The sequence below is a fragment of the Rathayibacter sp. PhB151 genome, assembly GCF_004366415.1.
In the GTDB taxonomy this organism is placed as follows: domain Bacteria; phylum Actinomycetota; class Actinomycetes; order Actinomycetales; family Microbacteriaceae; genus Rathayibacter; species Rathayibacter festucae.
In genome coordinates this window covers 820,054-845,612 of the sequence record NZ_SOEN01000006.1, presented here as the reverse complement: position 1 = coordinate 845,612, position 25,559 = coordinate 820,054, and the positions used below count along the sequence as shown (strand labels likewise).

The window sequence follows — 25,559 nt, the reverse complement described above, 5'->3', positions numbered from 1 at the left end:
GGGACTCCCGTGACGACGCCCGCACCGACCTCGCCCCGCCCGGACCGCGCCGATCGCCTGCGCGTCGTGGCCGCCACGCCGATCAGCGAGGATTTGATCGCACGGGTGATGGAGCTGGAGCCGCGGATCGACTTCGTCGCGGATCAGAGTCTGCTGCCGCCGATGCGGCACCCGGGGGACCACCCCGGCGACCCGTCGTTCGAGCGGACTGCGGAGCAGCAGGCGGCGTTCGAGGAGCTGGTCGACTCGGCCGAGGTGCTCTACGGGATCCCGGGCGAGGACCCGTCGGAGCTGGCTCGCACGGTCGCCGCGAACCCGGCGCTGCGCTGGGTGCAGACGATGCCCGCGGGCGGCGGCGCGCAGGTGAAGAAGGCCGGCCTGAGCGAGGAGCAGCTCGCGCGGGTCGCGTTCTCCACCTCCGCGGGCGTGCACTCCGATCCGCTGGCCGAGTTCTCCCTCTTCGGGCTGCTCGCCGGCGCGAAAACGCTGCCGAAGCTGCAGTCGCTGCAGGGCAGGCGCGAGTGGGGGTCGCGCTGGACGATGGCGCTGCTCTCGGAGCAGACGATCCTGATCGTCGGGCTGGGCACGATCGGCCGGGCGACCGCGCAGAAGCTGTCGGCGCTGGGCGCCCGGGTGATCGGCACCAGCCGGCACGCCGACTCCGTGGAGCACGTGGACGAGATCGTTCAGCCGTCGGCGATCGCCGAGGTCGCGGGGCGGATCGACGGCGTCGTCGTCACCCTTCCCGGCACGGAGCAGACCGAGAAGCTCGTCGGCGCCGGCTTCTTCGCCGCGCTGCGCCCGGGAGCGACGCTGGTCAGCGTCGGCCGCGGCACCGTGATCGACGAGGAGGCGCTGCTCGCCGCGCTCGAGGACGGCCGGGTCGGCTTCGCCGCCCTCGACGTCGTCGCGGAGGAGCCGCTCGCCCAGGACAGCCCGCTCTGGAGCCACCCGAGCGTGCTGCTCAGCCCGCACACCGCCGCGCTGAACGCGGCCGAGGACCGCCTGATCGCCGAGCTCTTCGCCCGCAACGCCACCCGCTACCTCGACGGCGAGGAGCTGATCAACCGGGTCGACACCGTCGAGTTCTACTGACGCGAGGGCCCGCGCGGCTCCTCGAGACCCCTCCACAGCCGCCGATCCGGCGCGAATGCCCGTTCAGAGGCCGGATCTGCGCTCGCGCGCGCCTCCGACGGCCTACCGTTGCACTATGGCGTCCACCGATACACCCGAACCCGCCCCCCAGGCCGACGGCGCGACCGCGCCCGTCGCCGACAGTACCGCCCCGGCCGCGCCGGCAGACGAGACCGCCCCCTCGCTGGTCTTCTCGGACCTGGGTCTCAGCGACCCCGTCCTCAAGGCCCTCAAGGAGGTCGGCTACGAGACGCCCTCCGCGATCCAGGCGGCGACGATCCCCTCCCTCCTGTCCGGCCGCGACGTCCTCGGCGTCGCGCAGACCGGCACCGGCAAGACCGCGGCGTTCGCGCTGCCGATCCTCTCCCGCCTCGACGTCTCGCAGAAGACCCCGCAGGCGCTCGTCCTCGCGCCGACCCGCGAGCTCGCGCTCCAGGTCTGCGAGGCGTTCGAGCGCTACGCGTCCGGCCTGCGGGGCGTGCACGTGCTCCCCGTCTACGGCGGCCAGGGCTACGGCACCCAGCTCTCCGCGCTGCGTCGAGGCGTCCACGTCGTCGTCGGCACCCCCGGCCGCATCATGGACCACCTCGAGAAGGGCACCCTCGACCTCACGCACCTGAAGTACCTGGTGCTCGACGAGGCCGACGAGATGCTCAAGATGGGCTTCGCCGAGGACGTCGAGACGATCCTCGCCGACACCCCGGTCGAGAAGCAGATCGCGCTGTTCTCGGCGACCATGCCGTCGCAGATCCGCCGCATCTCGCAGAAGTACCTGAAGGACCCGGAGGAGATCACGGTCAAGGCGAAGACCACGACCTCCGCGAACACCACCCAGCGCTACCTGATGGTGTCCTACCCGCAGAAGGTCGATGCGCTGACCCGCATCCTCGAGGTCGAGAACTTCGAGGGCATGATCGTCTTCGTCCGCACCAAGAGCGAGACCGAGACGCTCGCCGAGAAGCTTCGCGCCCGCGGCTACACGGCCGCCGCGATCAGCGGAGACGTCGCGCAGGCCCAGCGCGAGCGCACCGTCGAGCAGCTGAAGTCGGGCAAGCTCGACATCCTCGTCGCGACCGACGTCGCGGCCCGCGGTCTCGACGTCGACCGGATCAGCCACGTCGTCAACTACGACATCCCGATCGACACCGAGTCCTACGTGCACCGCATCGGCCGCACGGGCCGGGCCGGCCGCAGCGGCGCCGCGATCAGCTTCGTGACCCCGCGCGAGCGCCGCCTCCTCTCCGCCATCGAGAAGGCGACCCGCCAGCCGCTGACCGAGATGCGCCTGCCGAGCGTCGAGGACGTCAACGTCACCCGCCTCTCCCGCTTCGACGACGCCATCACCACGGCGCTCGCCGACCGCGAGCGGCTCGACCGGTTCCGCGACATCATCGGCCACTACGTCGAGCACCACGACGTCGTCGAGTCGGACGTCGCCGCCGCGCTGGCGATCGTCGCCCAGGGCGACGAGCCGCTGCTGCTCTCGCCGGACGACCCCCGCTTCCGCCGCGAGGACAGCCGGGGCGACCGCCCCGAGCGCTCCGACCGGTCCTCGTACGACAACGACCGTGAGCGTCCCGAGCGCCGTCAGCGCTCGTCGAACAGCAATCTCGCGTCCTACCGGATCGAGGTGGGCCGCCGTCAGCGCGTCGAGCCCCGCCAGATCGTCGGCGCGCTCGCGAACGAGGGCGGCCTCAACCGCGGCGACTTCGGGCACATCGACATCCGCCCGGACTTCTCGATCGTGGAGCTGCCGGCCGACCTGCCCCAGGACGTGCTCGACCGCCTCGCCGGCACCCGCATCAGCGGCCAGCTGATCGAGCTCAAGCCCGACCGCCGCCCCAGCCGCGCCGGCGCCGACCGCGGCGCCCGCCCCTCGGGCCCGTCCCGATCCTCGGAGCGTCCGGAGCGCAAGCCCCGCTACTGAGCCCAGCCCCCTCTCCTCCGCGAGATGCCACTTGTGCACGCCTTTCACGGCGTGTCGCGTACACAAGTGGCATCTCGCGGAGGTGGTTAACGCGCGTCAGAGGATGTCGGCGTCGGCCAGGGCCTCGGGGCGGAGCAGCTTCCGCGCGCCGAGGATCTCGACGCCGATGAGGTGACCGGCGGCGTCGAAGTCGAGGATGATCTCTCCGAACCCGTGCGGGTCGGCGATGTCGCACACCTGCTCGACGGACTCCCCGGCTTGGGGTTCGCGCCCGACGGGCAGGTAGGCGGCGTTCGCTTGCGGGTCGTATCGGATCCTCATGACACCCACCGTGCTGACTCCTCCCGCGAGATGCCACTTGGGTACGCGTTTCGCGGCGTGTCGTGTACGCAAGTGGCATCTCGCGACGGGAGGCGCGGGGGTCAGCGGCGGAGGACTCGGCGGGCGAGGACGTTGCCGAGCAGCTGGACGAGCTGGACGATGACGATGATGACGAGCACGGCCGCCCAGGTGACGACGGGCTCGAACTGGCGGTAGCCGTACTGGATCGCGAAGGTGCCGAGGCCGCCGGCGCCGATGTAGCCGGCGACGGCCGACATGTCGATGATGGCGACGAAGACGAAGGTGTAGCCGAGGATCAGTGGTCCGAGCGCCTCGGGCAGCAGGACCGTGCGGACGATCCGGAAGCGGCTCGCGCCGACCGAGCGGGCGGCCTCGATCACGCCGGGCTGCACGGTCAGCAGGTTCTGCTCGACGATCCGTCCGATGCCGAAGGCCGCGGCGAGCGAGAGGGTGAAGACGATCGCGTCGGTGCCGATGCCGGAGCCGACCACCAGGCGCGCGAGCGGCTGGGCTGCGGCGATGAAGATGATGAACGGGATCGGCCGGAAGACGTTGACGATCACGTTGAGCAGGCCGAAGACGAAGCGGTTGGCGTAGAGCGCACCGCCGCGGGTGACGGCGAGGCCGAGCCCGATCAGCAGGCCGCCGATCCCGCCGAAGAGCAGGCTGAGGGCCACGATGGAGAGGGTCTCGCCGGTCGCCTCGGCGAGCTGGGGCAGCAGGGGGATGAGCTCGTTCATCGGGGCACCTCCGTGAGGGCGACGCGGGCGCCGAGGCGGGCCAGCAGGGGGTCGATCACGGCGTCGGCGGCGTCGAGGGCGACGGTGAGGTGGCCGAAGGCGCGGCCGCGGACGTCGGTGATGCCGCCGTAGACGAGCTCGAGCGGCACGCCGGCCTGCGCGATCTCGGCGAAGACCTCGCCCTGCGAGGCGGAGCTGTGGGAGAAGGACAGCGTGACGAGACGGCCGGGGTGGCGCGCGCGCAGCACCGCCGCCTCCTCCCGCGAGGGCACCGTGCGCACGACCGTGGAGACGAAGCGGCGGGTGACCGCCTCCCGCGGGGCCGAGAAGACGTCGAAGACGGGGCCGCGCTCGACGATGCGCCCCGCCTCCATCACGGCGACCTTCGTGGCCAGCTGCTGGACGACGTCCATCTCATGCGTGATGACGACGATGGTGACGCCGAGCTCCTCGTTGATCCGGCGCAGGAGCGCGAGCACCTCGCCGGTGGTGTCCGGGTCGAGGGCGCTGGTGGCCTCGTCGGCGAGCAGGATGCGGGGCGAGGCGGCGAGGGCGCGGGCGATGCCGACCCGCTGCTTCTGGCCGCCGGAGAGCTGCTCCGGGTGGCTGCGGGCCTTGTCCGAGAGGCCGACGAAGCGGAGCATCTCGTCGACGCGGGCTCGCAGCTCGGCACGCGGCGTGCCGGCGACCTGCAGCGGATAGGCGACGTTCTGCTCGACGGTCTTGGAGCCGAAGAGGTTGAACTGCTGGAAGATCATGCCGATCCCGAGCCGCAGCCGGCGCAGCTCCCGCTCGGGCAGGCCGACGATCTCGCGGCCGTCGATCTCGATGCTGCCGCCGGTGGCGGGCTCGAGAGCGTTGATCAGGCGCGCGAGCGTGCTCTTGCCGGCTCCGGAGTAGCCGATCACGCCGTAGACGTCGCCGGCCTCGATGTCGAGGCTGACGCCGTCCACGGCGGTCAGGGCGGACGCGCCGCGCGCGAGCGGCGGGTAGACCTTGCTCACGTCGGCGAGGCGGATGAGCGGCACGGCGCTTCCTTCACTGCTGGGGTCGGGCACTGCGGGGGTCGGGCACTGCGGGGGTCGGGCACTGCCGGGGTCGGGCACTGCCGGGACGGGCGCTGCCCCGCCGCGGGGTCGCGGCAGGGGGAGGGGCGGGTCAGCCTTGGGCGGCGGCGTCGGCCTCGACGGTCGCGAGGGTCGACTGCAGCTCGGCGGCGGGGGTCGTCGCGAAGACGGCCGTGCCGCCCGACTGCTCGGAGACGCCGTCGAGCACGTCCTGCGAGCTCTGGTAGACGTCGACGAGCTTCAGGTAGGTCTCGTTCTCGGCGTCGTCCGCGCGGGCGGCGAACACGTTGACGTAGGGCACCGCGGTCGGGTCGCTCGGGTCGTCCTGCGCGAGGGCGTCGGTGGCCTCGAGGCCCGCGCCCGCGAGGTAGTCGTTGTTGACGACCGCGGCGGCGACGTCCGGGAGCGAGGTCGGCACGAGCGCCGCGTCGAGCGCGGTGACGGTGACCTTCGAGGCGTCGGTGTCGATGTCGTCGAGCCCGGAGAAGGCGGTGCCGCCGTCCGTCAGCTCGATCAGGCCGGCCGACTGGAGGACGAGGAGCGCGCGGGCCTGGTTGGTCACGTCGTTCGGGACGGCGACGCTCTCGCCCTCGGGGATGTCCTCGACGCTGTCGTACTGGGTCGAGTAGAGGCCGAGCGGGTAGATCGCGGTCGCGCCGATCGGCACGAGGTCGGCGTCGGCCGAGGTGTTGTACTGCGCCAGGTAGACGAGGTGCTGGAACTGGTTGAGGTCGATCTCGCCCTCGGTCAGCGCGGGGTTCAGCTGGTTGTAGTCGGTGAAGTCGACGATCTCGACGTCGATGCCGGCGTCCTCGGCGGCCTGCTCGTAGGTCGCCCAGTAGGGGTCGCCCGCGCCGACCACGCCGATGCGGACGGTGTCGTCGCTCGCTCCGGCGGCGGACGAGCAGCCGGCGAGGAGGAGGGCGGAGGCGGCGATCGCGGTGGTCGCGAGGAGAGTGCGGCGCAGGGACATGCGGTGGATCCTTCCGTGGTGAGGATCCGGGCGGCGTCCACGGGCGGTGCTGGTCACCGCCGGCGCTGCGACCGGCCTCCGGTCGCTCGACGCCGCGACTGCGCGGATCCCGGAGACCACCGTACGCAGGGCGCCACCGGGCACGCGAAACACGCCCGTAACACGGCGACTTCCGCGGGGGAGGGAGAACGGAGGAGGAGGGTCAGCCCGCGAGGGCCTGGTCGCCCGACTCCGCCGCGAGGGCCTCGTGCTTGGCGAGGCGGGCGGCGATCGCGTCGCGCTCGGCCCGGAGGGAGGCGATGGTCGGCTGGTCCAGACGCGGGTCGGCCAGGTCGGCGAACGGGCTCGAGGTGCCGGTGCGGGCCGAGACGAGCGCCGAGTAGGCCTTCGTCGCGGCGCGGAGCTCGGACGCGGCCCGCGCGACCTTGCTCGGCTTCGCCGACTTGTCGCCGACGAGGGCGGCGTGCTTGTCGAGGGCTGCTACCAGGGCGCGATGCGCCGCGTCAATCTTCTTGCTCATCCAGGAAGTATGGCGCAGGATCGCCTCGCGAGGCGAAGCCCCCGAAGCGCCCCCGCCGACCCCCTCCGCGAGATGCCACTTATGCGCGGATTCTGCGGCGTGTCGTGCTCACAAGTGGCATCTCGCGGAGCGCGACCGGGGCACCCGGCGCGCGTGTCACGGGGTCGGGGTCAGGGTCCAGGCGCCGTCGGTGCGGATCGCGACGACGCCGGGGAGGTCGGCGTCGACGACCCGGGCGAAGGCGGTGGTGTCGCCGAAGGTCTGCCGGGTGCCGGCGGTGCCGAGGACGCGGCCGGAGAGCGAGTCCTCGCTGCTCGCCGGGCCGTAGGCGACGTCGAGGCTGTCGACGTCGTCGGAGAACGCGAGCACCGCGGATCCGCTGCCCGACTGCTCGCCGGAGACCTCGGGCAGGTCGTTCCAGCTCTGCAGCGTGAGCGTCCAGTGGCCGGCGGTCCGCACGAGGAGCGACTGGTCGACGGGGTCGGTCGCGACGGTCTCGAGGAGCCACGACGACTGCGTCCCCGCCGCGGCCTCGCCCACCGGAGTGCTGCGCCCGGGCGCCGACACGGTGACGCTCCCGGAGCAGGCCGAGCAGTCGAGCGCGACGACCACCGCGAAGTCGCCCTGCCGCTGATAGGAGACGTCGACGGTCCCCGCGGCGGAGACGCTCGCCGAGGTCCCGTCCGCCACGCCACCGGCACCGACCGCCGCCGGCCCGGACTCCGCCTCGACGCAGCCGCCCAGCAGCAGCGCGACGACCGCGACGGCCGCCGCGGAACTCCCTCGTCGGCGCATCGCCCCAGCCTGGCACTGCGTGCTGCCGGTCGGCGTCAGACCGGGCCGGTGCCGCGCTGCACGGGGGTGGACTCGGAGCGGTTGGCGGCGCTCGTCGAGACGGCGGCGAGGACGCGCTGGACCTCGAGGGCGTCGGCGAAGGTCGGGGTGGCGGGGGTGCCGGCGGCGATCGCCTCGACGAGGTCGACGACCTGGTGGCTGAAGAGGTGCTCGTAGCCGATGCCGTGGCCGGCGGGCCACCAGGCCGACATGTACGGGTGCGAGGGCTCGGTGACCTGGACGGTGCGGAAGCCCTGGGCGTCCTCGGGGTCGCGCGCGTCGTAGTACTCGAGCTCGTTCATCCGCTCGAAGTCGAAGGCGATGCTGCCGGTCTCGCCGTTGATCTCGATCCGGTTGGCGTTCTTCCGGCCGGTGGCGACGCGGGTCGCCTCGAAGACGCCGAGGGCGCCGCCCTCGAAGGAGGCGGTGAAGGCGGCGGCGTCGTCCACCGTGACCGGGCCGCGCTCGGCGCCCTCCTCCGCGCGGCCGCCGAGGCCCGACTGCGTCGCGAGCACGGGGCGCTCGGTGGTGAAGGTGCGCAGGACCGCCGAGACGGAGGCGATCGGGGTGCCGGTCAGCCACTGCGCGCTGTCGATGATGTGCGCGCCGATGTCGCCGAGCGCGCCCGAGCCGGCCTTTGCGGCGTCGAGGCGCCAGGTCAGCGGGGCCTCGGAATCGCTCAGCCAGTCCTGCAGGTACTGGGCGCGGACGTGCCGGATCGGGCCGAGCCGGCCCTCGTCGATGAAGCGCTTGGCCAGGGCGAGCGCGGGGGTGCGGCGGTAGCTGAAGCCGCACATCGCGACGCGGCCCGAGGCGGTGGCCGCGGCGACCATCCGCTCGGCCTCCTCGACGGAGTTGGCCAGCGGCTTCTCGCAGAGCACGTGCTTGCCGGCCTCGAGGGCGGCGATCGCGATCTCGGCGTGGGTGTCGCCGGGGGTGCAGATGTCGACGAGGTCGATGTCGTCGCGCGCGATCACCGCGCGCCAGTCGGTCGAGGACTCGCTCCAGCCCAGGGTCTCGGCGCGCTCGGCGGTCCGCTGCGGGTCGGTGCCCACCAGCACGGCCAGCTCGGGGCGCAGCGGCAGCGGGAAGAAGCGGGGGGCGGTGCGCCAGGCGTGCGAGTGGGTGCGGCCCATGAAGGCGGTCCCCACCATCGCGACGCGCAGTGCTCGGTCGTTCGACATCGTCGTCCTTTCGTCGGCGGGTCGACCCTCCCATGCCCGCGCTCGGCTCCGCCAGCTCTTTCTGCTGAGCGGGAGGGCGGCGACGGAGGGCTCCTGAGGCCGAAGGTCACGATCCGGTTGCGGCCCGGACGCTATTCATAGGGTGAGAGAGCGCTCCATGACGAGACTCCGTGTCCAGACGCGCCGTGCACTGAGCCGTCAGATGTCGCATAAACCCGCGGATCGCAGGGCTGGCGCGGGTGACGGAAGCGTTTCGACGCGCTGGGCGACCGCCGGGATCTCCTTCGAAAGGGCTCAGAACTTTTGGTTGACCCGCGACTTAAGTCGCTGTAGCTTCGTCCGCATGGTCAACGCAGACCCCGGCGACACCGCCGCCCAGCCTCTTTCCCGCACCCAGGACACCGCGTCAGAACTGCTTCTGCAGATGCGCGGAATCGTCAAAGTCTTCCCCGGAGCACGAGCCCTCGACGGCGTCGATCTCGACGTCCGCCCGGGCGAGGTGCACTGCCTCCTCGGCCAGAACGGGGCCGGCAAGTCCACGCTCATCAAGACGCTCGCCGGCGCCCACCAGCCCACCGAGGGCGAGATCCTCGTGGACGGGAAGGTCGTCACCATCCCGTCGCCGACGGCCGCCCTCGCGCTCGGCATCGCCACGATGTACCAGGAGCTGGACGTCGTCGACGGCCTCTCCGTCGCCGAGAACATCTACCTCGGCCACGAGCTCTCCCGCGGCGGCTTCACCGCCCGCTCCAAGGCCGCGAGGATCACCCGCGAGCTGATGGAGCGCCTCGGCCACCCCGAGATCGCCCCGCACCGCGAGGTCGGCAGCCTCTCCGCCGCCGGCAAGCAGATCGTGCAGATGGCGCGGGCCCTCTCGCACGACGCGCGGGTCATCATCATGGACGAGCCCTCCGCGGTGCTCGACTCCGAGGAGGTGGAGAACCTCTTCCACGTGGTCCGCCAGCTCACCGCCGACGGCGTCGCCATCGTCTACATCTCGCACCGGCTCGAGGAGATCCGCGCCATCGGCGATCGGATCACCGTCATCAAGGACGGCGCGACGGTCGCGAAGAACCTCGCCGTCGCCGACACCCCGACCTCGAAGCTGATCACGCTGATGACCGGCCGCGCCGTGGAATACGTCTTCCCGGACCGCACCGAGCTCCCGACCGAGGCCGAGACGCTGCTGAAAGTGGAGAACCTGGGGCTGCGCGGCTCGTTCGCCGACGTCTCGCTCGAGATCCGCGCCGGCGAGGTCGTCGGCCTCGCGGGGCTCGTCGGCTCCGGCCGCTCCGAGATCCTGGAGACCATCTACGGGGCCCGCCGCGCCAGCACCGGCACCGTCAGCGTCGCGGGCAAGCGGCTGCGGGCCGGCTCGGTCACCTCCGCGGTCGACGCCGGCATCGGCCTCTGCCCGGAGGAGCGCAAGAGCCAGGGCCTGCTCCTGGACGAGCCGGTCTACCGCAACATCACCCTCTCGACCTTCGACCGCTTCGCCAAGCGCGGCTTCCTCGACGAGCGCTCCGAGCGCGCGGCGGCGGCCGAGCAGGCGGTGGCGCTCGACCTCCGCCCGCACGGCGTCGATCGCGACGCCCGCACGCTCTCCGGCGGCAACCAGCAGAAGGCGCTCCTCGCCCGCTGGCTGGTGCGCGGCTGCCGCGTGCTGCTGCTCGACGAGCCGACCCGCGGGGTCGACGTCGGAGCGCGGGCCGAGATCTACACCCTGATCCGGGACCTCGCGACCAACGGCGCCGCCGTGCTCGTGGTCTCCAGCGAGATCGGCGAGGTCCTCGGGCTCTCGGACCGAGTGCTCGTGATCTCCGACGGCGCCGTGGTCCACGAGGGCCCCGCCGATTCGATCGACGAGCACCGCGTGCTCGATCTCGTCATGGAAGGAAGTGCAGCGTGAGCGGACAGCTCGACACCGCGTCACCGTCGATCGGCGGTCCGCAGGAGGACGCCGGCCGTCACGCCTCGGCCGCGACCGGAGGGCCGAGCGGCGGGAGCCCGTCGAAGGACGCCCGCTCCGGTCTCGCCGGGATGATGGGCGGCTCGCTCGGCCGCAACATCGGCCTGGTGCTCGCGCTGGTCATCCTCTGCATCGTCGGGTTCGCCACCGCGGGGGAGCGGTTCGCCAGCGTCGACAACGTGCTGACGATCCTCCGCCTGGCCGCCGTGATCGGCGTGCTCAGCATCGGCATGACCTTCGTCATCACCTCGGGCGGCATCGACCTCTCGGTCGGCTCGGTGATGGGGCTCGCGACGGTCTGGGCGAGCACCGTGTCGACGCAGTACTACGCGGCGAACACCTCCTGGCTGGTCATCGTGCTGACCGCGGTGCTGGTCGGCCTGGTCTGCGGGCTGATCAACGGGGCGCTGATCGCCTACGGCCGCGTGGTCGCCTTCATGGCGACGCTGGCGATGCTCGTCGCGGCCCGCGGCTTCGCGGAGCTGATCTCCAACCGGCAGACGCAGATCGTCACCGTCGACCCGTTCCTCGACTTCTTCCGCGCCGACGTGCTCGGCATCCCGGTCCTCGTGCTGATCTTCGCGCTCGTCGCGGTCGCCGGCTGGATCCTGCTCAACCGCACCACCTTCGGCCGCCGCACCGTCGCGGTCGGCGGCAACCCGGAGGCGGCCCGCCTCGCCGGCATCAAGGTCCGCCGGCACACCATGTACGTCTACGGCCTCGCCGGCCTGACCGCGGGCATCGCCGCGGTGATGATGCTCGCCCGCACCACCGCCGGCTCGTCGACCAACGGCACGCTCTACGAGCTCGACGCCATCGCGGCGGTCGTGGTCGGCGGCACCCTGCTCGCCGGCGGCCGCGGCACGATCGTCGGCACCGTGTTCGGCGTCCTGATCTTCACGACCCTCACCAACGTCTTCACGCAGAACAACATGTCGACCTCGGCCCAGGCCGTGGCGAAGGGCGCGATCATCGTCGCCGCCGTCCTGCTGCAGCAGCGCTTCGCCGCCCGCGGCAAGTCCTGACCCGACGGGCCGCCGGCCCCACCTCTTCTCGGGGCGCTCGCCCCGCTTCCCAGCACCGACAGCATCCACCTCGACCACTCCGGTCACCCTCCGCAGGCACCGCTGTGCCCTGCGGCCCCTCATGGATCCATCGAAGGAGATCACTTCCATGTCCGTTCGCCACCCCTCCGGCTCCCGCCTCGGCCGCACCACCCGACTGGGCCGCACCGCCCGCCTGGGCACCGCCGGCTTCGCCTTCGGCGCCGTCGCGCTGATGCTCACCGGCTGCATCTCCAACGCCCCCGTCGAGACCGGGAACGCCTCCGGCGGCGGCACCGCCGCCGCGGTCGCCGCCTCGGACAACGACGCCTCGGGCGACAACGTGGTGATCGGCTTCACCGCTCCCGCCGCCGACCACGGCTGGATGGGCGCCGTCAGCCGCGCGGCCATCGCCGAGGCCGAGAAGTACGACGACGTGGAGCTGCGCACCGCGGAGGGCACCAACGACGTCAACCTGCAGATCAGCCAGGTCGAGACCTTCATCAACGACGGCGTCGACGCGATCGTGCTGCTGCCGATCGACGGCGCGGCGCTGACCGAGGTCGCGACCGAGGCGATGGAGGCCGGCATCACCGTCATCAACGTCGACCGCGAGTTCTCCAGCCCGTTCGCCGCCCGCTCGACGGTGCTCGGCGACAACTACGGCATGGGCGTCAGCGCCGGCACCTACCTCTGCGAGCAGCTCGGCGACAACCCGGACGCGGTCGTCGCCGAGATCGCCGGCATCGACTCGCTGCCGCTGACCCAGGACCGCAGCCAGGGCTTCGCCGATGCGCTCTCGGGCTGCGGGCTCGACGTGGACAACCGCGTCGCCGCCGACTTCACCGTCCAGGGCGGCGAGCAGGCCGCGGCCAACCTCCTCCAGGCGGCGCCGCAGATCGACGCGATCTGGAACCACGACGACGACCAGGGCGTCGGCGTCCTCGCCGCGATCGACACCGCGGGCCGCGACGAGTTCATCCTCGTCGGTGGCGCCGGCTCGGCGAACGTGATGCGCTCGATCGAGGCCGACGACTCCGTGGTCAAGGCCACGGTCGTCTACCCCTCGACCCAGGCCGCGGACGGCATCAAGCTCGCCCGCCTCATCGAGCAGAACAAGTCGATGAGCGACACCACTTCGCTCGGCGTCCCGCGCCAGATCCAGCTCTTCGCGCCGGTCGTCACCAAGGACAACGTCGCCGAGTACCTGCCCTCGGCCTTCGAGTCCTGATCCGCTGACCCGGCCGGACCACTGATCCGACCGGCCCACTGACCCGCCGGCGCGGGGGAGACCCCGCGCCGGCCCGGACCAGCCGGAACCGCCCCTCTATTAAGAGGAGCGACCGGCGCCACGACAGCATCCCGCGAGAGGAGGCGACGACGAAGACATCGGCCCACGGGCCGACCAGGGGAGACCGGATCCGCACGTCGTGCGGACAGAGACGGATCCGGCCTCTGCGATGAACACCTCGTTGAAGGAATCACATCACGCATGAATGGTAAGCGATCCACGAAGAGAAGCATCAGGTCTCTCTTCGCCCTCGGCATCGCCGGGATGGTGACGGTCTCCGGACTCACCGCTCTCGGCCTGCCCGCCTCGGCCCACGACGGAGTGGACCACGGCTCGGAGCCGGGCGCGGAGTCCGCGCTCGACTGGAGCAACTACGAGAAGGTGCTGCTGACGAAGAACGTCGGCGAACCGATCGACCTCGCCGTCCTCCCGGACAAGTCGGTCCTCCACACGGCACGGAACGGCGAGATCCGCCACACCGATCCGAAGACCGGCACCACGCGCGTCGTGGCCACGATCCCCGTCTACCAGAACTCGGAGGACGGACTCCAGGGCGTCGGCGTCGACCCCGACTTCGCCGAGAACCAGTGGGTCTACCTGGTCTACGCGCCCCAGAGCGGCACGCCGACCGGTGCGGCCCCGAACATGCTCCCCGCGGGTGAGGACGAGAGCTACTGGGACCAGTGGAAGGGCGTCAACCGCCTCTCCCGGTTCAAGTGGACCGGCTCGGGACTCGACCTGGCGAGCGAGCAGAAGATCATCGAGGTCGAGGCGCAGCGCGGGCAGTGCTGCCACGTGGGCGCCGACTTCGACTGGGACGCCGACGGCAACCTGTACCTCTCGACCGGCGACAACACGCCGGCGAGCGCTCCGGGTGCCGCGGGCTTCGCGCCGAACAACGACGCGCCCGGCATGAACCCCGGTTTCGACTCGCGTCGCGGTGCGGGCAACACGAACGACCTGCGCGGCAAGATCCTCCGGATCACGGTCCAGGAGGACGGCTCGTACACGATCCCCGAGGGCAACCTCTTCCCGGTGGGCACCGAGAAGACCCGCCCCGAGATCTTCGTGATGGGCGTGCGCAACCCGTTCAAGATCGACGTCGACGCGGAGACGAACACCCTCTCCTGGGGCGACTACGGTCCCGACGCGACGAAGGCCGCCGCGGCCGACGGCGTGCGCGGCCCGATGGGTCTCGTCGAGTGGAACGCGACCGGTCTCGACCAGCCGCAGAACTCGGGCTGGCCCTACGTGCACGGCCCGAACCTGCCGTACAACGAGTGGAACTTCGAGACGGCGACGCCCCGCGGCTTCTTCGACCCGCAGAACCTGAAGAACAACTCGCGCTGGAACACCGGCCTCGTGGACATCCCGGCGGCCACGCCGGCGACCGTCTACTACGGCGACAACCCCGGCGACCAGCCGTTCGACGAGCTCGTGAACTTCGGCACCGGCACCGGCCAGGGCCCGATGGGCGGACCGGTCTACCACTTCGACGAGGAGAACACCTCGACGTCGAAGTTCCCGGCCTACTGGAACGAGAAGACCTTCTTCGGCGAGTTCTCGCAGGACTACATCGCGGCGTTCACGCTCGATGACGACCGCGCGGTCACGCACATCGAGGACTTCCTGCCCAACACGGCGCTGAGCTCGCGCAACCAGCCGATCCACGACAACCCCATGGACATGGAGTTCGGCCCCGACGGGTCGATGTACGTGCTCGAGTACGGCGACGGCTTCTTCCGCGCCAACCCCGACGCCGGCCTGTACCGGATCGACTACGCCGAGGGCAACAAGGCCCCCCAGGCGCGCTTCACCGCGACGCCGCTGTCCGCCTCCGAGACGCCGCTCGAGGTGACGTTCGACGCCAAGGGATCCTCCGACCCCGAGGGCGACGCGCTCACCTACGACTGGGACTTCGACGGCAACGGCACCTTCGACGCCACGGGCGTCACCGCGAAGAACACCTACACCGAGCTCGGCCAGTTCACGGCCCGCCTGCGCGTCACCGACGCCAAGGGCAAGTTCAGCCTCACCTCCCGGGTGATCTCGGTGGGCAACCAGGCGCCGCAGATCGAGATCACGACGCCCGGCAACGGCTCGTTCTTCGAGTGGGGCGACGCGATCCCCTACCGGGTGACCGGCCGTGACGCGGAGGACGGCGACCAGATCGTCGGCAGCCGCGTGGGCTGGACCTACGGTCTCGGCCACGACGAGCACGCCCACCCCGAGGTCACCGGCACCGGTGCCACGGGAGCGTTCCCGACGTCGAAGGACTCGCCCGAGCACGGCCCCGGCGCGCTGCTCTACGGCACCGTCGTCGTGACCTACACGGACGCCGGCTACAACGGACTGCCCCCGGCCGCGGCCGAGGCGACGCTGCGGCTGAACCCGAAGACGCAGGAGGCGGAGCACGCCGCCCGCGAGGGCGTCCTGCCCTACGCGGACACCACCGCCAGCGGCGGCAACGCGGTCAGCGGACTCGGTGCGGGATCCTTCCTGCGCTGGGATCCGGTGAACCTCGCGAACCTGACCGGCGTCGTGGTCCGCGCCACCGGTGAGGGCACCGTCGACCTCCGCTGGAACGCCGCCGACGCGGCGCCCTTCGGAACGGCGACCATCCCCGCCGGCGCCGGCTGGCAGGACGTCCTCGTGCCGTTCTCCGGCCAGCCCACCGGCACCGGCTCGCTCTACGTGACCTCGCCCTCCGGCCTGTCGCTCGACTCCCTCACCTTCCAGGGTGCGGGTGCCGGCGACAAGACGGCGCCGACCGTCAGCGCGACGCTCGACCCCGCAGCGCCCACCGGCGTCGGCGGCGTCTACAACCGCGCGGTGAACCTGAACCTGGCAGCGACCGACAACGGCGCGCTCGCCAGCGTGCAGTACTCGGTCGACAACGGGACGACGTGGACCACGGTCCGCGCCGCGAACGGCGCCTACTCGGTGCCCTTCACCACCAACGGCGTCCGCACCGTGCAGTACCGCGCCACCGACACCGGCGGCAACGTCTCCGCGGTCGGCACGGTCTCGTTCACGATCGACCTCGCCGCGGGGAACGCGCCGACCGTCGACTCGACCACGACCGTGGCGCTCGGCGCCCCGCGCGTGACCTTCGGCGCTCCCGGATCGGCGACGGTCACCGTCTCCGGCCAGGGCGGCACCCCCGGCGGCGAGGTCGTCCTCTACGAGGGCGACACCGAGATCGGCCGCAGCGCCCTCGAGGGCGGGAAGGCGACCATCGCCCTGCCGCAGACGCTCGGGGCCGGGACGCACACCTTCCGCGCGGCCTACGGAGCGGACGGCACCTTCAAGGCGTCGGCCGGCACCGCCCGCCTGATCGTGTCGAAGGCCGACTCCGTGCTCACCGCGACCGTCTCGCCGAACCCGGTCAAGCCGGGCGCCAGCGCGCAGGTCTCGGTCGAGGCCACGACGTCGACCGGCGTCGCCGGGACCGGCCAGGTCACCGTGATGGTGAAGAGGAACCTCTCCACCGTCGCGATGCTCACCGGCACCCTCGACGAGAACGGGAAGGTCGTCGTGACCCTGCCGAAGCTCGCGGCGGGCAGCTACAAGCTGACCGTCACCCACACCGCCACGGCGAACACCAACGCCGCGTCCAGCCTGCTGAACCTCACCGTCCAGCAGTAGCCGCGGCGGGACCGGCCGGCTCGCGCCGAGAGCCCGGGCCGGCCGGTCCCCCCCTGATCCATCTGCATGTTCCGTTTCGAAGGAGAGACAATGCACCACCACCACGGATCCATCACGGCGAAGCCGATGAGCCGACGCGCGCTGATGACGGCGCTCGCCGCCTCCACGGTCGCCGTCGGAGTCGGGGCCGGCGCGCTGGCGCCCGGCGCCCTCGCCGCTCCCGCCCCCTCGTCCGGCGCCAACCGGCTCGTCCCGATCAACCGGATCGGGATCCAGCTCTACAGCGTCCGCGACAAGGTCTCGTCGATCGGCTTCCGGGCCGTCTTCGAGGAGCTGGGCCGCATCGGCTACAGCGAGATCGAGTTCGCCGGCTACACCCAGGGCAACGTCGGCGCGATCACCCCCCAGGAGATCCGCCAGCTGCTCGACGACAACGGCCTGCGGGCCGTCGGCTCGCACGTCGGCACCAACCTGCTCCGCTCGGAGCTGGGGAAGCAGATCGAGATCGCGCAGATCCTCGGCACCCCGCACCTCGGCACCGGCAACGCGCCGACCAACGTCAACACCGTCGCTGGCTACCGCGCCGCTGCCGACGAGTGGAACGCCTGGGGCCAGCAGGTCTCGGCCGCGGGCATGAAGCTCTACCAGCACAACCACGCGGGCGAGTTCGCCTTCGGCTCGGACGACCCGAACACGCGCCTCTACGACGTGTTCTACGACAACACCGACCCCAAGCACGTCTACCTCGAGATGGACGTCTACTGGGCCTACGTGGGCAAGAAGCTCTACCCGGGCTTCGAGCCGCTCGACTACATCAAGCGCAATCCGCGCCGCTACCCGATCCTGCACCTCAAGGACGGCAAGACGAACAACGCGAATACCAACGGCTACGACATCGTCGAGTTCGGCGCGGGCAACCTGCCGTACCAGGCGTTCCTGTCGGAGCTGCGCGACCGAGGCCAGCGCTACGGAGTCTGGGAGCAGGACACCGCGCCCACCCAGGCCGTCGCGCCCAACCCGGTGAACTCGCTCGGCAACGCCGCGCGCAGCTACGACGCCATCGAGGCTCTCCGTGGCTGAGTCCTCGCGCCGCGCCGGCGCCTCCCTTCCCCGCACCACCACGCGCACCGGCGCACCGAGGAGAACCCCCATGAAGTGGAAGACGACCACGGCGGTCCTCGCGGCCGCCTCCCTCGCGATGGTCGCCGCGCCGTCCGCCTTCGCGGCGACGACGGACTGCACGACCGAGCTCGGCAATACGACGATCGCGGGCGACCTGACCGTCGCCGCCGGCGAGACCTGCGTGCTGGGCAACGTCGTCGTGCAGGGCTCGATCACCGTCGGCGACGACGCCTGGCTCGACGCCACCTCGGCGACGATCGAGGGCGACGTCATCGGCACGGACGCGTACGGCATCTCGATCGACGGCACCAGCGTCGGCGGCGACGTCGTGTCGTTCTCCGAGGGCTCGCGCGCCGGCTTCCTCTACCTCCGTGACCTCACCGTCGCGGGCATGGTCGAGGCGGGCGGCATCGACGTGGAGTTCAGCGACGTCTCGGTCGACGGCTCGGTCAGCACCGATGCGGCGAACTACGTCGACGTGGCGCGCACCAGCGTCGGCGGCGACGCGACCTTCGCCGGCAGCGACTTCGGCGTGAGCGTCGGCGGCGCGATCGTCGGCGGCTCGCTGACGGTCAGCGGTTCCTCGCGCGGCGTGCTCCTCGGCGCGAACGAGGACGGCTCGGCGGCCGCGCTCGGCAACACCGTCGGCGGGAACCTCGTGCTCTCGGGCAACTCCGGCAACGTCCAGCTCGCGGGCTCGACGGTCGGCGGGCGGATCACGCTCGCGGAGAACGCTCCGGCGGTCAACTTCGGCGCGGGCAACACCGCCGCCGGAGTGGACGGCGACTTCACCGGCACGGCCGCCGGCGCTGCGGCGCAGGGCGACCAGGCCGTCGCGGTCATCGTGCCGGACGCGCGCGAGGGCGAGCTGACCTGGAGCCTCGAGGGCACCAGCAACCTGGTGAACCTCGGTGTCGCCGAGGAGCAGGGCGACCACTTCGCCGCCTCGGGCGAGCTCGTGCCGGTCCGCGTGACCGACTCGCGCCTGTCCGGACCGGAGTGGTCGGTGACCGCTCAGATCAGCGACTTCCGCGCCGGCGACCAGACGGTCTCGGGCAAGTACCTCGGCTGGACCCCGAAGGTCCTCGAGAACGAGGGCGGTGCCGTCGCCGGCGCCCCCGTCGTCTCCGGGTTCGTCTCGGGCGAGGGCCTCGCCACCGCCCGCGTCCTCGGCTCCGCCGCGGCCGGGCACCCGACCGGATCCTCGGTCCTCGGCGCCGACCTCGACCTGCAGCTCCCGCTGTCGGTCGGAACCGGCACCTACACGGCCACGCTGACGCTCACCGCGCTCGGCTAGCCACCCCCTCGGCCGGCCGCCGGAGCCCCGGCGGTCGGCCCCCCTCCTTCCCCCTCCGCGAGATGCCACTTGTGCACGCCTGACACGGCGTGTCGCGTGCACAAGTGGCATCTCGCGGGGGGACCCACCCGCCTCGAAAGGCTGGACGATGATGTTCCGCTCCACACTCCGTTCGCTCGGTGTCCTGCTCGTCGTCGGGCTCGGGGCCGCTGTGCTGCCGGCGCAGGCCCTCGCGGAGACGGCGAGCTCGGCGGTGACCTGGGGGGTGCGGCCCGCCGACACCGAGCAGGGCAGCGACCGGCCGAACTACGCCTACGCGCTCGAGCCGGGCGGGCAGCTGAGCGACGCGCTGATCGTCTCCAACTACGACGACGAGGAGCAGACCTTCCGCGTCTACGGCTCCGACGGCTTCATCACCGAGGCGGGTCAGCTCGATCTGCTGCCGGCCGCCGAGCCGTCCACCCAGCTGGGCAGCTGGATCTCCTTCGAGGCCCCGGACGTCGTCGTCCCTGCGGGCGAGAGCGTGCAGATCCCGTTCCAGCTCGAGGTGCCGGCCGACGCCGTGCCGGGCGACTACGCCGCGGGGGTCGTCTCCTCGATCCTCGTCCAGGGCGAGACCGGGGTCTCGGTCGACCGCCGCCTCGGCTCGCGGATGTACCTCCGCGTCGGCGGCGACCTCGCCCCGCGCCTCTCGGTCGACGGCCTCGCCGTCTCGTACCAGGGCGAGTGGAACCCGTTCGCTCCCGGGACGACCACCATCGACTACACCGTCACCAACGCGGGCAACACCCGCCTCGCCCCGGGCGCCGAGCTCGCGGTCTCCGGTCTCCTCGGCCTCGGCAGCGTCGCCGCGACCGATCCGGAGCCGCTGCCCGAGCTGCTCCCGGGCAGCTCCACCAGCCGGAGCGTCACCGTCGCCGGGGTCTGGCCGCTGTTCGTCGCGACCGCCCGGATCGCGCTGACCGGCACCGTCGTCACCGCCGACTTCGCGGGGCAGGCCGCCGACCCGGCCGCCGTGCCCGAGGTCGCCGCCGTCTCCTCCGAGGCCTCGACCGCGGCCGTGCCGTGGAGCGCGCTGGTGCTGCTGGCGCTGCTGATCGGGCTGATCGTGCTGGCGGTCGTGCGCCGCCGCCGCCGCGCCGCGGGCGAGCAGCGGCGGATCGACGCCGCCGTCGCCGCCGCGGTGGCCAGCGCCTCGACGACTCCGCGAGATGCCACTTATGACGAGGAATCGCGGCGTGTCGAGCTCACAAGTGGCATCTCGCGGGAGACGACCGACCCGTCCGCGACAGACCCTTCCGCGTCCGACCCTTCAGCGACCGGCCGGGCGGGGGTGCGCTCCTGACCTCCGTCGTCGCCGGGGCGCCAGTGCTCGGCGGGGGCTCAGTGCTCGGCGAGGGCTCAGCGCTCGGCGAGGCTCTGCTCGCGGAGCTGCTCGAGGAAGGCGTCGACGTTGCTCGGGCCGAGGAGGTGCTGCCGCAGCATCAGGGCCGCACCGCGGACGCCGCCGCTGCCGCCGAGCTCGGCGGTCACCACGTGCAGGCGCTGGGTCGCCAGCGGGAGGGAGCGCCGGTCGACGACCTCGCGCACCCCGGCCAGGATCTCCGGGGCGGCGAGCGCGACGCTGCCGCCGAGCACGATCACCGACGGGTTCAGCAGGCTCACGCAGGTGGCGAGGACCTCGCCGATCTGCAGGCCCGCGAGGCGCGCCGCCTCGATCGCCTCCGGGTCGCGGTCGCGCAGGAGCGCCAGCAGATCGCGGACCGAGTGCACGTCGCGGCCCGCCTCGGCCAGCGCGCGCACCAGGGCCCCGCCGCTCGCGAGCGCCTCGAGGTCGCCGTCGTGGCCGTCCGCCGCCTCCGGAGCGGTGCGCGGCACCTGGACGTGACCGAGATCGCCGGCCGCGCCGAGCGCACCGCGCTGCAGGACGCCGCCGGAGACGATGCCCGAGCCGATGCCGGTGCTGATCTTCACGAAGATCAGGTCCTGCGCGTGCGGGAAGCGCGAGGCGCGCTCGCCGAGGGCCAGCAGGTTCACGTCGTTGTCGACGAGCACGGTGGTGTCGACGCGGCGGCGGATGTAGCCCGGGATGTCGAAGCCGTCCCAGCCGGGCATGATCGGCGGGCGCACCGGGCGGCCGCTCGCGTGCTCGACCGGGCCGGGCACGCCGAGGCCGAAGCCGGCCAGCGCCTCGGGCGCCAGGTGCGCATCGGCGAGGATCTCGTCGCAGACGTCGAGCGTGTGGTCGAGCACCCGGATCGGGCCCTGCGCGATGTCGAGCTCCTCGCGCCGCTCGACCACGATGCGGCCGTCGAAGTCGGTCAGCGCGATCGTCGAGTGCGTCGCGCCGAGGTCGATGGTCAGGAACGCGCGGACCGACGGATCGAACACCAGCCGCGCCGACGGGCGGCCGCCGGTCGACGGCGCACGGTCGAGGTGCGTGATCAGTCCGAGCTCGAAGAACAGGTCGAGCCGCGTCATCACCGCCGTTCGGGCGAGTCCCGTCTCCTCGACCAGCTCCGCGCGGGTACGCGGACGGCCGTCGGCGAAGAGCCGCAGCAGGTCGCCGGTCTGCGAGCCGGCCCGCACGCCCACGCTCAGCACCCGCCCGCTCGGATGTCGACGGTGCAGATGCCGCAGGCGACTGCTCGGGAGGACGGGTCGCGGCTCGGCACACCTGAGGAAAGCAGTCGCCGCGAGGTGACGCAATCTCGACGCGCAGGGAGACCCCGAATGACGTCCCCCCGAACGACGCATCCACGAACGACCCCCACCGACAGGAGAGAACGATGACCTCGTCCGACACCACCCGCACCACCAGCGCCGACCGCGCCCCGCAGCAGGAGCGCATCGGCCTCTGGCTGATCGGAGCCCGGGGCAGCGTCGCCACCACGGCCGCCGTCGGCCTGCACGCCATCGCCTCGGGCGCGGCGCCCAGCAACGGCTGCGCCACGGCGACGCCCGCCTTCGAGGACGTCCCGCTCGCCGGCTTCGACGCGATCGTGATCGGCGGGCACGACGTCTCGTCGACCCCGCTGCTCGAGAAGGCGATGGGCCTGGCGGCCGGCGGGATGTTCCCGACCTCGGTCGTCGCCGAGGTCGCCGACCGGCTCGACGCGACCGACCGCGAGATCCGCCGCTCCTTCGGCGTCGAGGGCGGCTCGCAGCAGGACGAGATCGACCGTCAGGCGGCCGACATCGTCGAGTTCCGCGAGCGGCACGCGCTCGCCCGGGTCGTCGTGATCGACGTCGCCTCCACCGAGGTGCTGCCGCAGGACCGCCCCGAGTTCCACGACCTCGCCGCCCTGCGCGCCGCGCTCGCCCGGCCCGGTGAGACCGTGCTGCCGCCGAGCTCGATCAGCGCGCTCGCCGCGGTGACCGCCGGCTCGCCCTACGTCTGCTTCACCCCCTCCACGGCGCTCGCGCTGCCCGCGCTGGAGGAGTGGGCCGCGGAGGCGGGCATCCCGATCGCGGGACAGGACGGCAAGACCGGCGAGACCCTGCTCCGCAGCGTGCTCGCGCCGATGTTCACGGCGCGCGGGATGCGCGTGCTGTCCTGGGCGGGCGCGAACCTGCTCGGCGGCGGCGACGGGCAGACCCTCGCCGACCCGGAGGCGGTGCGCTCGAAGCTGGTCTCGAAGAACCGCGGGCTCCGCAGCCTGCTCGGCGACGAGGTCGTCACTCCGCTGCACATCGACAACGTGCCGGACCTCGGCGACGTGAAGACCGCGTGGGACCACGTGCACGCGGAGGGGTTCCTCGGCTCGCGGATCACGGTGCAGACCATCTGGTCGGCCTACGACTCCGCGCTCGCCGCACCGCTGATCCTGGACCTGGCGCGACTGATGTCGCTCGCCGACGCGGCCGGGATCTCCGGCCCGGTCGCCGAAATGGGCTTCTTCTTCAAGGACCCGTGGGGGAGCGACGTGCACGGCTTCGCGGAGCAGACCGCCGAGCTGGTCGCCTGGTCGGCGCGCACCGGGGCGGCCGTCGTCCAGCGCTCGCTCGTGGCGGGCGGCGCTATCCGCCATGGCTGAGCTGCGCGACTGGCTCGAGCTCGTGCGCGCCAAGGCGGCGCTCTCGGTGCTCGGCGACACGGTGGCCGGAGCGGCGTGGGCCGGCCGGGCGCCCGGAGTGCGCACGGTCGCGCTGCCGCTCGCGTCCGCGCTCCTCTACTCCGCGGGCATGGCGCTGAACGACTACGCCGACGCGGAGCTCGACGCGGTGGAGCGGCCGGAGCGGCCGATCCCCTCGGGGCGGATCCGGCGCGGTGCCGCACTCGGGCTGGCGGCCGGGCTGACCGGGGCGGGGATCGCGGTCGCGGCGCTCGTCGACGGGCGGCGCTCGCTCCTCCTGAGCGTGCCGCTCGCCGCGAGCATCTGGTCGTACGACCTGCTGGCCAAGCCGACTCCGTTCGGGCCCGTCGTGATGGCGGCCTGCCGTGGGCTCGACGTGCTGCTCGGGGCGGGAGCGGGCGGTGCGCGCGCAGCGGCTCCCGCTTCCGCCGCCGTCGCGGCGCACACGCTCGGAGTGACCGTGCTCTCGCGCGGCGAGGTGCACGGCACCCGCCCGGCCATCGCGGGAGCGGCGGCCACCGGCACGGCCGCGCTCGCGCTCGCACTGGGCGTCGGGGCGGTCCGCACGAAGGGCGGCCCGGCGATCGGGGCGGTCGTCGGAGTCGCGATCGCCCGCTGGATCGCGCTCGTGCTGGTCCCGCAGCTGCGGGCCGTGCGGACGCCCGACGCGGCCTCGGCCCGGACGGCCACCCGCTCGGGCATCGCGGGGATGGTCCCGCTGCAGGCGGCGCTCGCCGGGCTGCGGCGGCCGGAGCTCGGCGCGGCCCTGCTGGGGCTCGACGCGCTCGGGGCCGTCGTGCTGCGGCGCCCGAGGGTCTCGGCGGACATCACATGAGCGGGCAGGAGAGCGACCAGGCCGGCCCCGTCCTGGGCGCCGGTCCCGTCCTGGGCTATGGCACCAACGGCTTCGCCGACCACACCCTCGACGACGCCCTGACCGTGCTGCACGCCGCCGGCTACCGCGCGGTGGCGCTGACCCTCGGGACCCCGCACCTCGACCCGTTCGCCGACGACGTCCGCGAGCGCACCCTCGCCCTGCGCAGGCGGCTCGACGAGCTGGGCTTCCGCGTGGTGATCGAGACCGGGGCGCGCTACCTCCTCGACCCGTTCGCCAAGCACCGCCCGACCCTGGTCGACGAGGAGGCCGGACCGCGGCTGGCCTTCCTGCACCGCGCGATCGAGATCGCCGCGCTGCTCGGCGCGGACGCGGTCTCGCTCTGGTCGGGCGTGCTGCCCGAGGGGATGGAGCGCGCCCGCGGCTGGCGGCTCCTGGTCGAGCGGATGCGCGGCGTCGTCGCCGAGGCCGAGCGCTACGGCGTGCGGCTGGGCTTCGAGCCGGAGCCCGGCATGCTCGTCGAGACCGTCGCGGACGCGCTGCTGCTGCGGCGCGAGCTCGGCGACCCGGAGGCGTTCGGTCTCACCGTCGACCTCGGCCACTGCGTGGTCGTCGAGCCGGACGGCGTCGTCGGCGCCCTCCGCAGCGCGGCCGGCCTGCTGGTGAACGTGCAGGTCGACGACATGCTGCCCGAGCGGCACGAGCACCTCGAGCTCGGCACCGGCGTGCTCGACCTCGCGGCCGCCTTCGCGACGCTGGCGGAGATCGGCTACCGCGGGATCGCCGCGGTGGAGCTGCCGCGGCACTCGCACGACGCGCCGCGCCTCGCGGTCGCGAGTCTCGCGGCGATGCGGGCCGCGATCCGGGCCCGGGGGACAGGGGCGGAGTCGCCGCAGCATCCCTGGACCGCCGGCGCCTGCGCCGTCCTGCGCGAGCAGCCGCGGCGCATCGAGCGATACTTCCCGGCCGCCGGTCGGGAGGCCGGCCGCGCCCCGCTCCGCCCGGACACGGATCCGCAGGGCCTCGTGCACGGCACGGAGGACGACGCGGCGCGCTCGGCGCTGATCGCGGCCGCCGCCTCCGCGCTCGACGACGACGACCTCGCCGCGCTGCTCCTCCGCCTCTACCGCGGCGGCGACGACGCCGAGCGCCGCGGCGTGCTGGTCGGGCTGCACGCGCTCACCGCCGCCGGCCGTGCGGGGGAGCCGCTCGCCGCGGCCGGTCGCGAGCTGATCGCGGACGCCCTGCGCGCCAACGACACCCGGCTGGTCGCCGCGGCGATGGGCCGCTTCGCCGAGGAGCACCTCGACGCGCACGCCTGGCGGCACGGCGTGCTGAAGCTCGTCTTCTGCGGCGTCCCGCTCGCGGCCGTCTCCGGTCTCGAGCGGCGCAGCGACCCCGAGCTCGCCGCGATGGCCGGCCGCTTCGCCGACGAGCGCCGCGCCGCCGGCCGCACGGTGCCGGACGACCTGGCGGTGCTCCTGCCGAGCTGAGGGACCCCGGCGCGTCCCCCGACACGACCGCCGGCCCCGCACACCCCACGACCCCTCACGAGAA

The 25,559-nt window shown here is 72.7% G+C and carries 20 protein-coding genes; 12 read left to right on the top strand and 8 right to left on the bottom strand.

Features of this window, described 5'->3' with window-relative positions:
* The first annotated feature begins 9 nt into the window (after positions 1-9).
* Positions 10-1,095: a D-2-hydroxyacid dehydrogenase gene (locus EDF35_RS04650; protein WP_243839843.1), complete on the top strand. Its 1,086-nt coding sequence runs from the start codon at positions 10-12 to the stop codon at positions 1,093-1,095.
* A 115-nt stretch (positions 1,096-1,210) separates the two neighbouring features.
* Positions 1,211-3,061 carry a DEAD/DEAH box helicase gene (locus tag EDF35_RS04645; RefSeq protein WP_133960890.1) on the top strand — a complete coding sequence of 617 codons (1,851 nt, stop codon included), beginning with the start codon at positions 1,211-1,213 and terminating at the stop codon, positions 3,059-3,061.
* 96 nt (positions 3,062-3,157) lie between these two features.
* Here EDF35_RS04645 and EDF35_RS04640 read toward each other — a convergent pair whose 3' ends face one another.
* The 7 genes from EDF35_RS04640 to EDF35_RS04610 all read right to left on the bottom strand — a co-directional run bounded on the left by EDF35_RS04640 (position 3,158) and on the right by EDF35_RS04610 (position 8,721).
* A complete protein-coding gene (locus EDF35_RS04640) occupies positions 3,158-3,382 on the bottom strand; it encodes a DUF2283 domain-containing protein (RefSeq protein WP_133960889.1) in 225 nt (74 codons plus the stop codon).
* A gap of 101 nt (positions 3,383-3,483) precedes the next feature.
* Positions 3,484-4,143: a methionine ABC transporter permease gene (locus EDF35_RS04635; protein ID WP_133960888.1), complete on the bottom strand. Its 660-nt coding sequence runs from the start codon at positions 4,141-4,143 to the stop codon at positions 3,484-3,486.
* A complete protein-coding gene (locus EDF35_RS04630) occupies positions 4,140-5,171 on the bottom strand; it encodes a methionine ABC transporter ATP-binding protein (RefSeq protein ID WP_133960887.1) in 1,032 nt (343 codons plus the stop codon). Before EDF35_RS04630 ends, EDF35_RS04635 begins: the two co-directional genes overlap by 4 nt.
* 130 nt (positions 5,172-5,301) lie before the next feature.
* Positions 5,302-6,183: a MetQ/NlpA family ABC transporter substrate-binding protein gene (locus tag EDF35_RS04625; RefSeq protein ID WP_133960886.1), complete on the bottom strand. Its 882-nt coding sequence runs from the start codon at positions 6,181-6,183 to the stop codon at positions 5,302-5,304.
* Between the two features lie 202 nt (positions 6,184-6,385).
* Positions 6,386-6,703: a hypothetical protein gene (locus EDF35_RS04620; protein ID WP_133960885.1), complete on the bottom strand. Its 318-nt coding sequence runs from the start codon at positions 6,701-6,703 to the stop codon at positions 6,386-6,388.
* 156 nt (positions 6,704-6,859) lie between these two features.
* The gene (locus EDF35_RS04615; RefSeq protein WP_133960884.1) at positions 6,860-7,498 is read right to left on the bottom strand and encodes a hypothetical protein; all 639 of its coding nucleotides are present in this window, start codon (positions 7,496-7,498) and stop codon (positions 6,860-6,862) included.
* A gap of 35 nt (positions 7,499-7,533) precedes the next feature.
* Entirely contained in the window at positions 7,534-8,721 is a 1,188-nt protein-coding gene (locus EDF35_RS04610) for a Gfo/Idh/MocA family oxidoreductase (protein WP_133960883.1), read from the bottom strand.
* Between the two features lie 424 nt (positions 8,722-9,145).
* Between EDF35_RS04610 and EDF35_RS04605 the strand changes: the two genes are divergently transcribed.
* The 7 genes from EDF35_RS04605 to EDF35_RS04575 all read left to right on the top strand — a co-directional run bounded on the left by EDF35_RS04605 (position 9,146) and on the right by EDF35_RS04575 (position 20,436).
* On the top strand, positions 9,146-10,630 hold the full coding sequence (locus tag EDF35_RS04605; RefSeq protein WP_133961511.1) for a sugar ABC transporter ATP-binding protein: 1,485 nt from the start codon (positions 9,146-9,148) through the stop codon (positions 10,628-10,630).
* 131 nt (positions 10,631-10,761) lie between these two features.
* Entirely contained in the window at positions 10,762-11,715 is a 954-nt protein-coding gene (locus EDF35_RS04600; RefSeq protein WP_123445318.1) for an ABC transporter permease, read from the top strand.
* Positions 11,716-11,968: 253 nt separating this feature from the next.
* Positions 11,969-12,964 (top strand): substrate-binding domain-containing protein, encoded by a 996-nt coding sequence (locus tag EDF35_RS04595; RefSeq protein WP_123445319.1) that lies wholly within the window; start codon positions 11,969-11,971, stop codon positions 12,962-12,964.
* 261 nt (positions 12,965-13,225) lie between these two features.
* Positions 13,226-16,672, top strand: a complete 3,447-nt coding sequence (locus tag EDF35_RS04590) for a PQQ-dependent sugar dehydrogenase (protein WP_133960882.1) — start codon at positions 13,226-13,228, stop codon at positions 16,670-16,672.
* A gap of 90 nt (positions 16,673-16,762) precedes the next feature.
* On the top strand, positions 16,763-17,752 hold the full coding sequence (locus EDF35_RS04585; protein ID WP_243839842.1) for a sugar phosphate isomerase/epimerase: 990 nt from the start codon (positions 16,763-16,765) through the stop codon (positions 17,750-17,752).
* Between the two features lie 70 nt (positions 17,753-17,822).
* Complete coding sequence (locus EDF35_RS04580) at positions 17,823-19,091, top strand: hypothetical protein (protein WP_133960881.1); 1,269 nt, start codon at positions 17,823-17,825, stop codon at positions 19,089-19,091.
* Positions 19,092-19,242: 151 nt separating this feature from the next.
* Complete coding sequence (locus EDF35_RS04575; protein WP_133960880.1) at positions 19,243-20,436, top strand: hypothetical protein; 1,194 nt, start codon at positions 19,243-19,245, stop codon at positions 20,434-20,436.
* A 56-nt stretch (positions 20,437-20,492) separates the two neighbouring features.
* On the opposite strand, the gene EDF35_RS04570 is transcribed toward EDF35_RS04575, so the two are convergent.
* Positions 20,493-21,695 (bottom strand): ROK family protein, encoded by a 1,203-nt coding sequence (locus EDF35_RS04570; protein ID WP_243839841.1) that lies wholly within the window; start codon positions 21,693-21,695, stop codon positions 20,493-20,495.
* A gap of 185 nt (positions 21,696-21,880) precedes the next feature.
* On the opposite strand from EDF35_RS04570, the gene EDF35_RS04565 reads away from it, so the two are divergent.
* Genes EDF35_RS04565 through EDF35_RS21135 form a run of 3 tightly spaced genes read left to right on the top strand, consistent with a single transcriptional unit; the run spans position 21,881 to position 25,495 of the window.
* A complete protein-coding gene (locus tag EDF35_RS04565; RefSeq protein WP_133960878.1) occupies positions 21,881-23,128 on the top strand; it encodes an inositol-3-phosphate synthase in 1,248 nt (415 codons plus the stop codon).
* Positions 23,121-24,002 (top strand): SCO3242 family prenyltransferase, encoded by an 882-nt coding sequence (locus tag EDF35_RS04560; protein WP_208323007.1) that lies wholly within the window; start codon positions 23,121-23,123, stop codon positions 24,000-24,002. Before EDF35_RS04565 ends, EDF35_RS04560 begins: the two co-directional genes overlap by 8 nt.
* The gene (locus EDF35_RS21135) at positions 23,999-25,495 is read left to right on the top strand and encodes an EboA domain-containing protein (protein ID WP_133960877.1); all 1,497 of its coding nucleotides are present in this window, start codon (positions 23,999-24,001) and stop codon (positions 25,493-25,495) included. The genes EDF35_RS04560 and EDF35_RS21135 overlap by 4 nt, the downstream gene beginning before the upstream one ends.
* Positions 25,496-25,559: the final 64 nt, after the last annotated feature.

Bases quoted from the DNA above. Each gene is read 5' to 3' on its own strand.
- EDF35_RS04645 (WP_133960890.1), top strand. From the start codon at position 1,211: ATGGCGTCCACCGATACACCCGAACCCGCCCCCCAGGCCGACGGCGCG.
- EDF35_RS04640 (WP_133960889.1), bottom strand. From the start codon at position 3,382: ATGAGGATCCGATACGACCCGCAAGCGAACGCCGCCTACCTGCCCGTC.
- EDF35_RS04635 (WP_133960888.1), bottom strand. From the start codon at position 4,143: ATGAACGAGCTCATCCCCCTGCTGCCCCAGCTCGCCGAGGCGACCGGC.
- EDF35_RS04625 (WP_133960886.1), bottom strand. From the start codon at position 6,183: ATGTCCCTGCGCCGCACTCTCCTCGCGACCACCGCGATCGCCGCCTCC.
- EDF35_RS04620 (WP_133960885.1), bottom strand. From the start codon at position 6,703: ATGAGCAAGAAGATTGACGCGGCGCATCGCGCCCTGGTAGCAGCCCTC.
- EDF35_RS04615 (WP_133960884.1), bottom strand. From the start codon at position 7,498: ATGCGCCGACGAGGGAGTTCCGCGGCGGCCGTCGCGGTCGTCGCGCTG.
- EDF35_RS04610 (WP_133960883.1), bottom strand. From the start codon at position 8,721: ATGTCGAACGACCGAGCACTGCGCGTCGCGATGGTGGGGACCGCCTTC.
- EDF35_RS04605 (WP_133961511.1), top strand. From the start codon at position 9,146: ATGCGCGGAATCGTCAAAGTCTTCCCCGGAGCACGAGCCCTCGACGGC.
- EDF35_RS04600 (WP_123445318.1), top strand. From the start codon at position 10,762: ATGATGGGCGGCTCGCTCGGCCGCAACATCGGCCTGGTGCTCGCGCTG.
- EDF35_RS04595 (WP_123445319.1), top strand. From the start codon at position 11,969: ATGCTCACCGGCTGCATCTCCAACGCCCCCGTCGAGACCGGGAACGCC.
- EDF35_RS04590 (WP_133960882.1), top strand. From the start codon at position 13,226: ATGAATGGTAAGCGATCCACGAAGAGAAGCATCAGGTCTCTCTTCGCC.
- EDF35_RS04585 (WP_243839842.1), top strand. From the start codon at position 16,763: ATGCACCACCACCACGGATCCATCACGGCGAAGCCGATGAGCCGACGC.
- EDF35_RS04580 (WP_133960881.1), top strand. From the start codon at position 17,823: ATGAAGTGGAAGACGACCACGGCGGTCCTCGCGGCCGCCTCCCTCGCG.
- EDF35_RS04575 (WP_133960880.1), top strand. From the start codon at position 19,243: ATGTTCCGCTCCACACTCCGTTCGCTCGGTGTCCTGCTCGTCGTCGGG.
- EDF35_RS04565 (WP_133960878.1), top strand. From the start codon at position 21,881: ATGACCTCGTCCGACACCACCCGCACCACCAGCGCCGACCGCGCCCCG.
- EDF35_RS04560 (WP_208323007.1), top strand. From the start codon at position 23,121: ATGGCTGAGCTGCGCGACTGGCTCGAGCTCGTGCGCGCCAAGGCGGCG.
- EDF35_RS21135 (WP_133960877.1), top strand. From the start codon at position 23,999: ATGAGCGGGCAGGAGAGCGACCAGGCCGGCCCCGTCCTGGGCGCCGGT.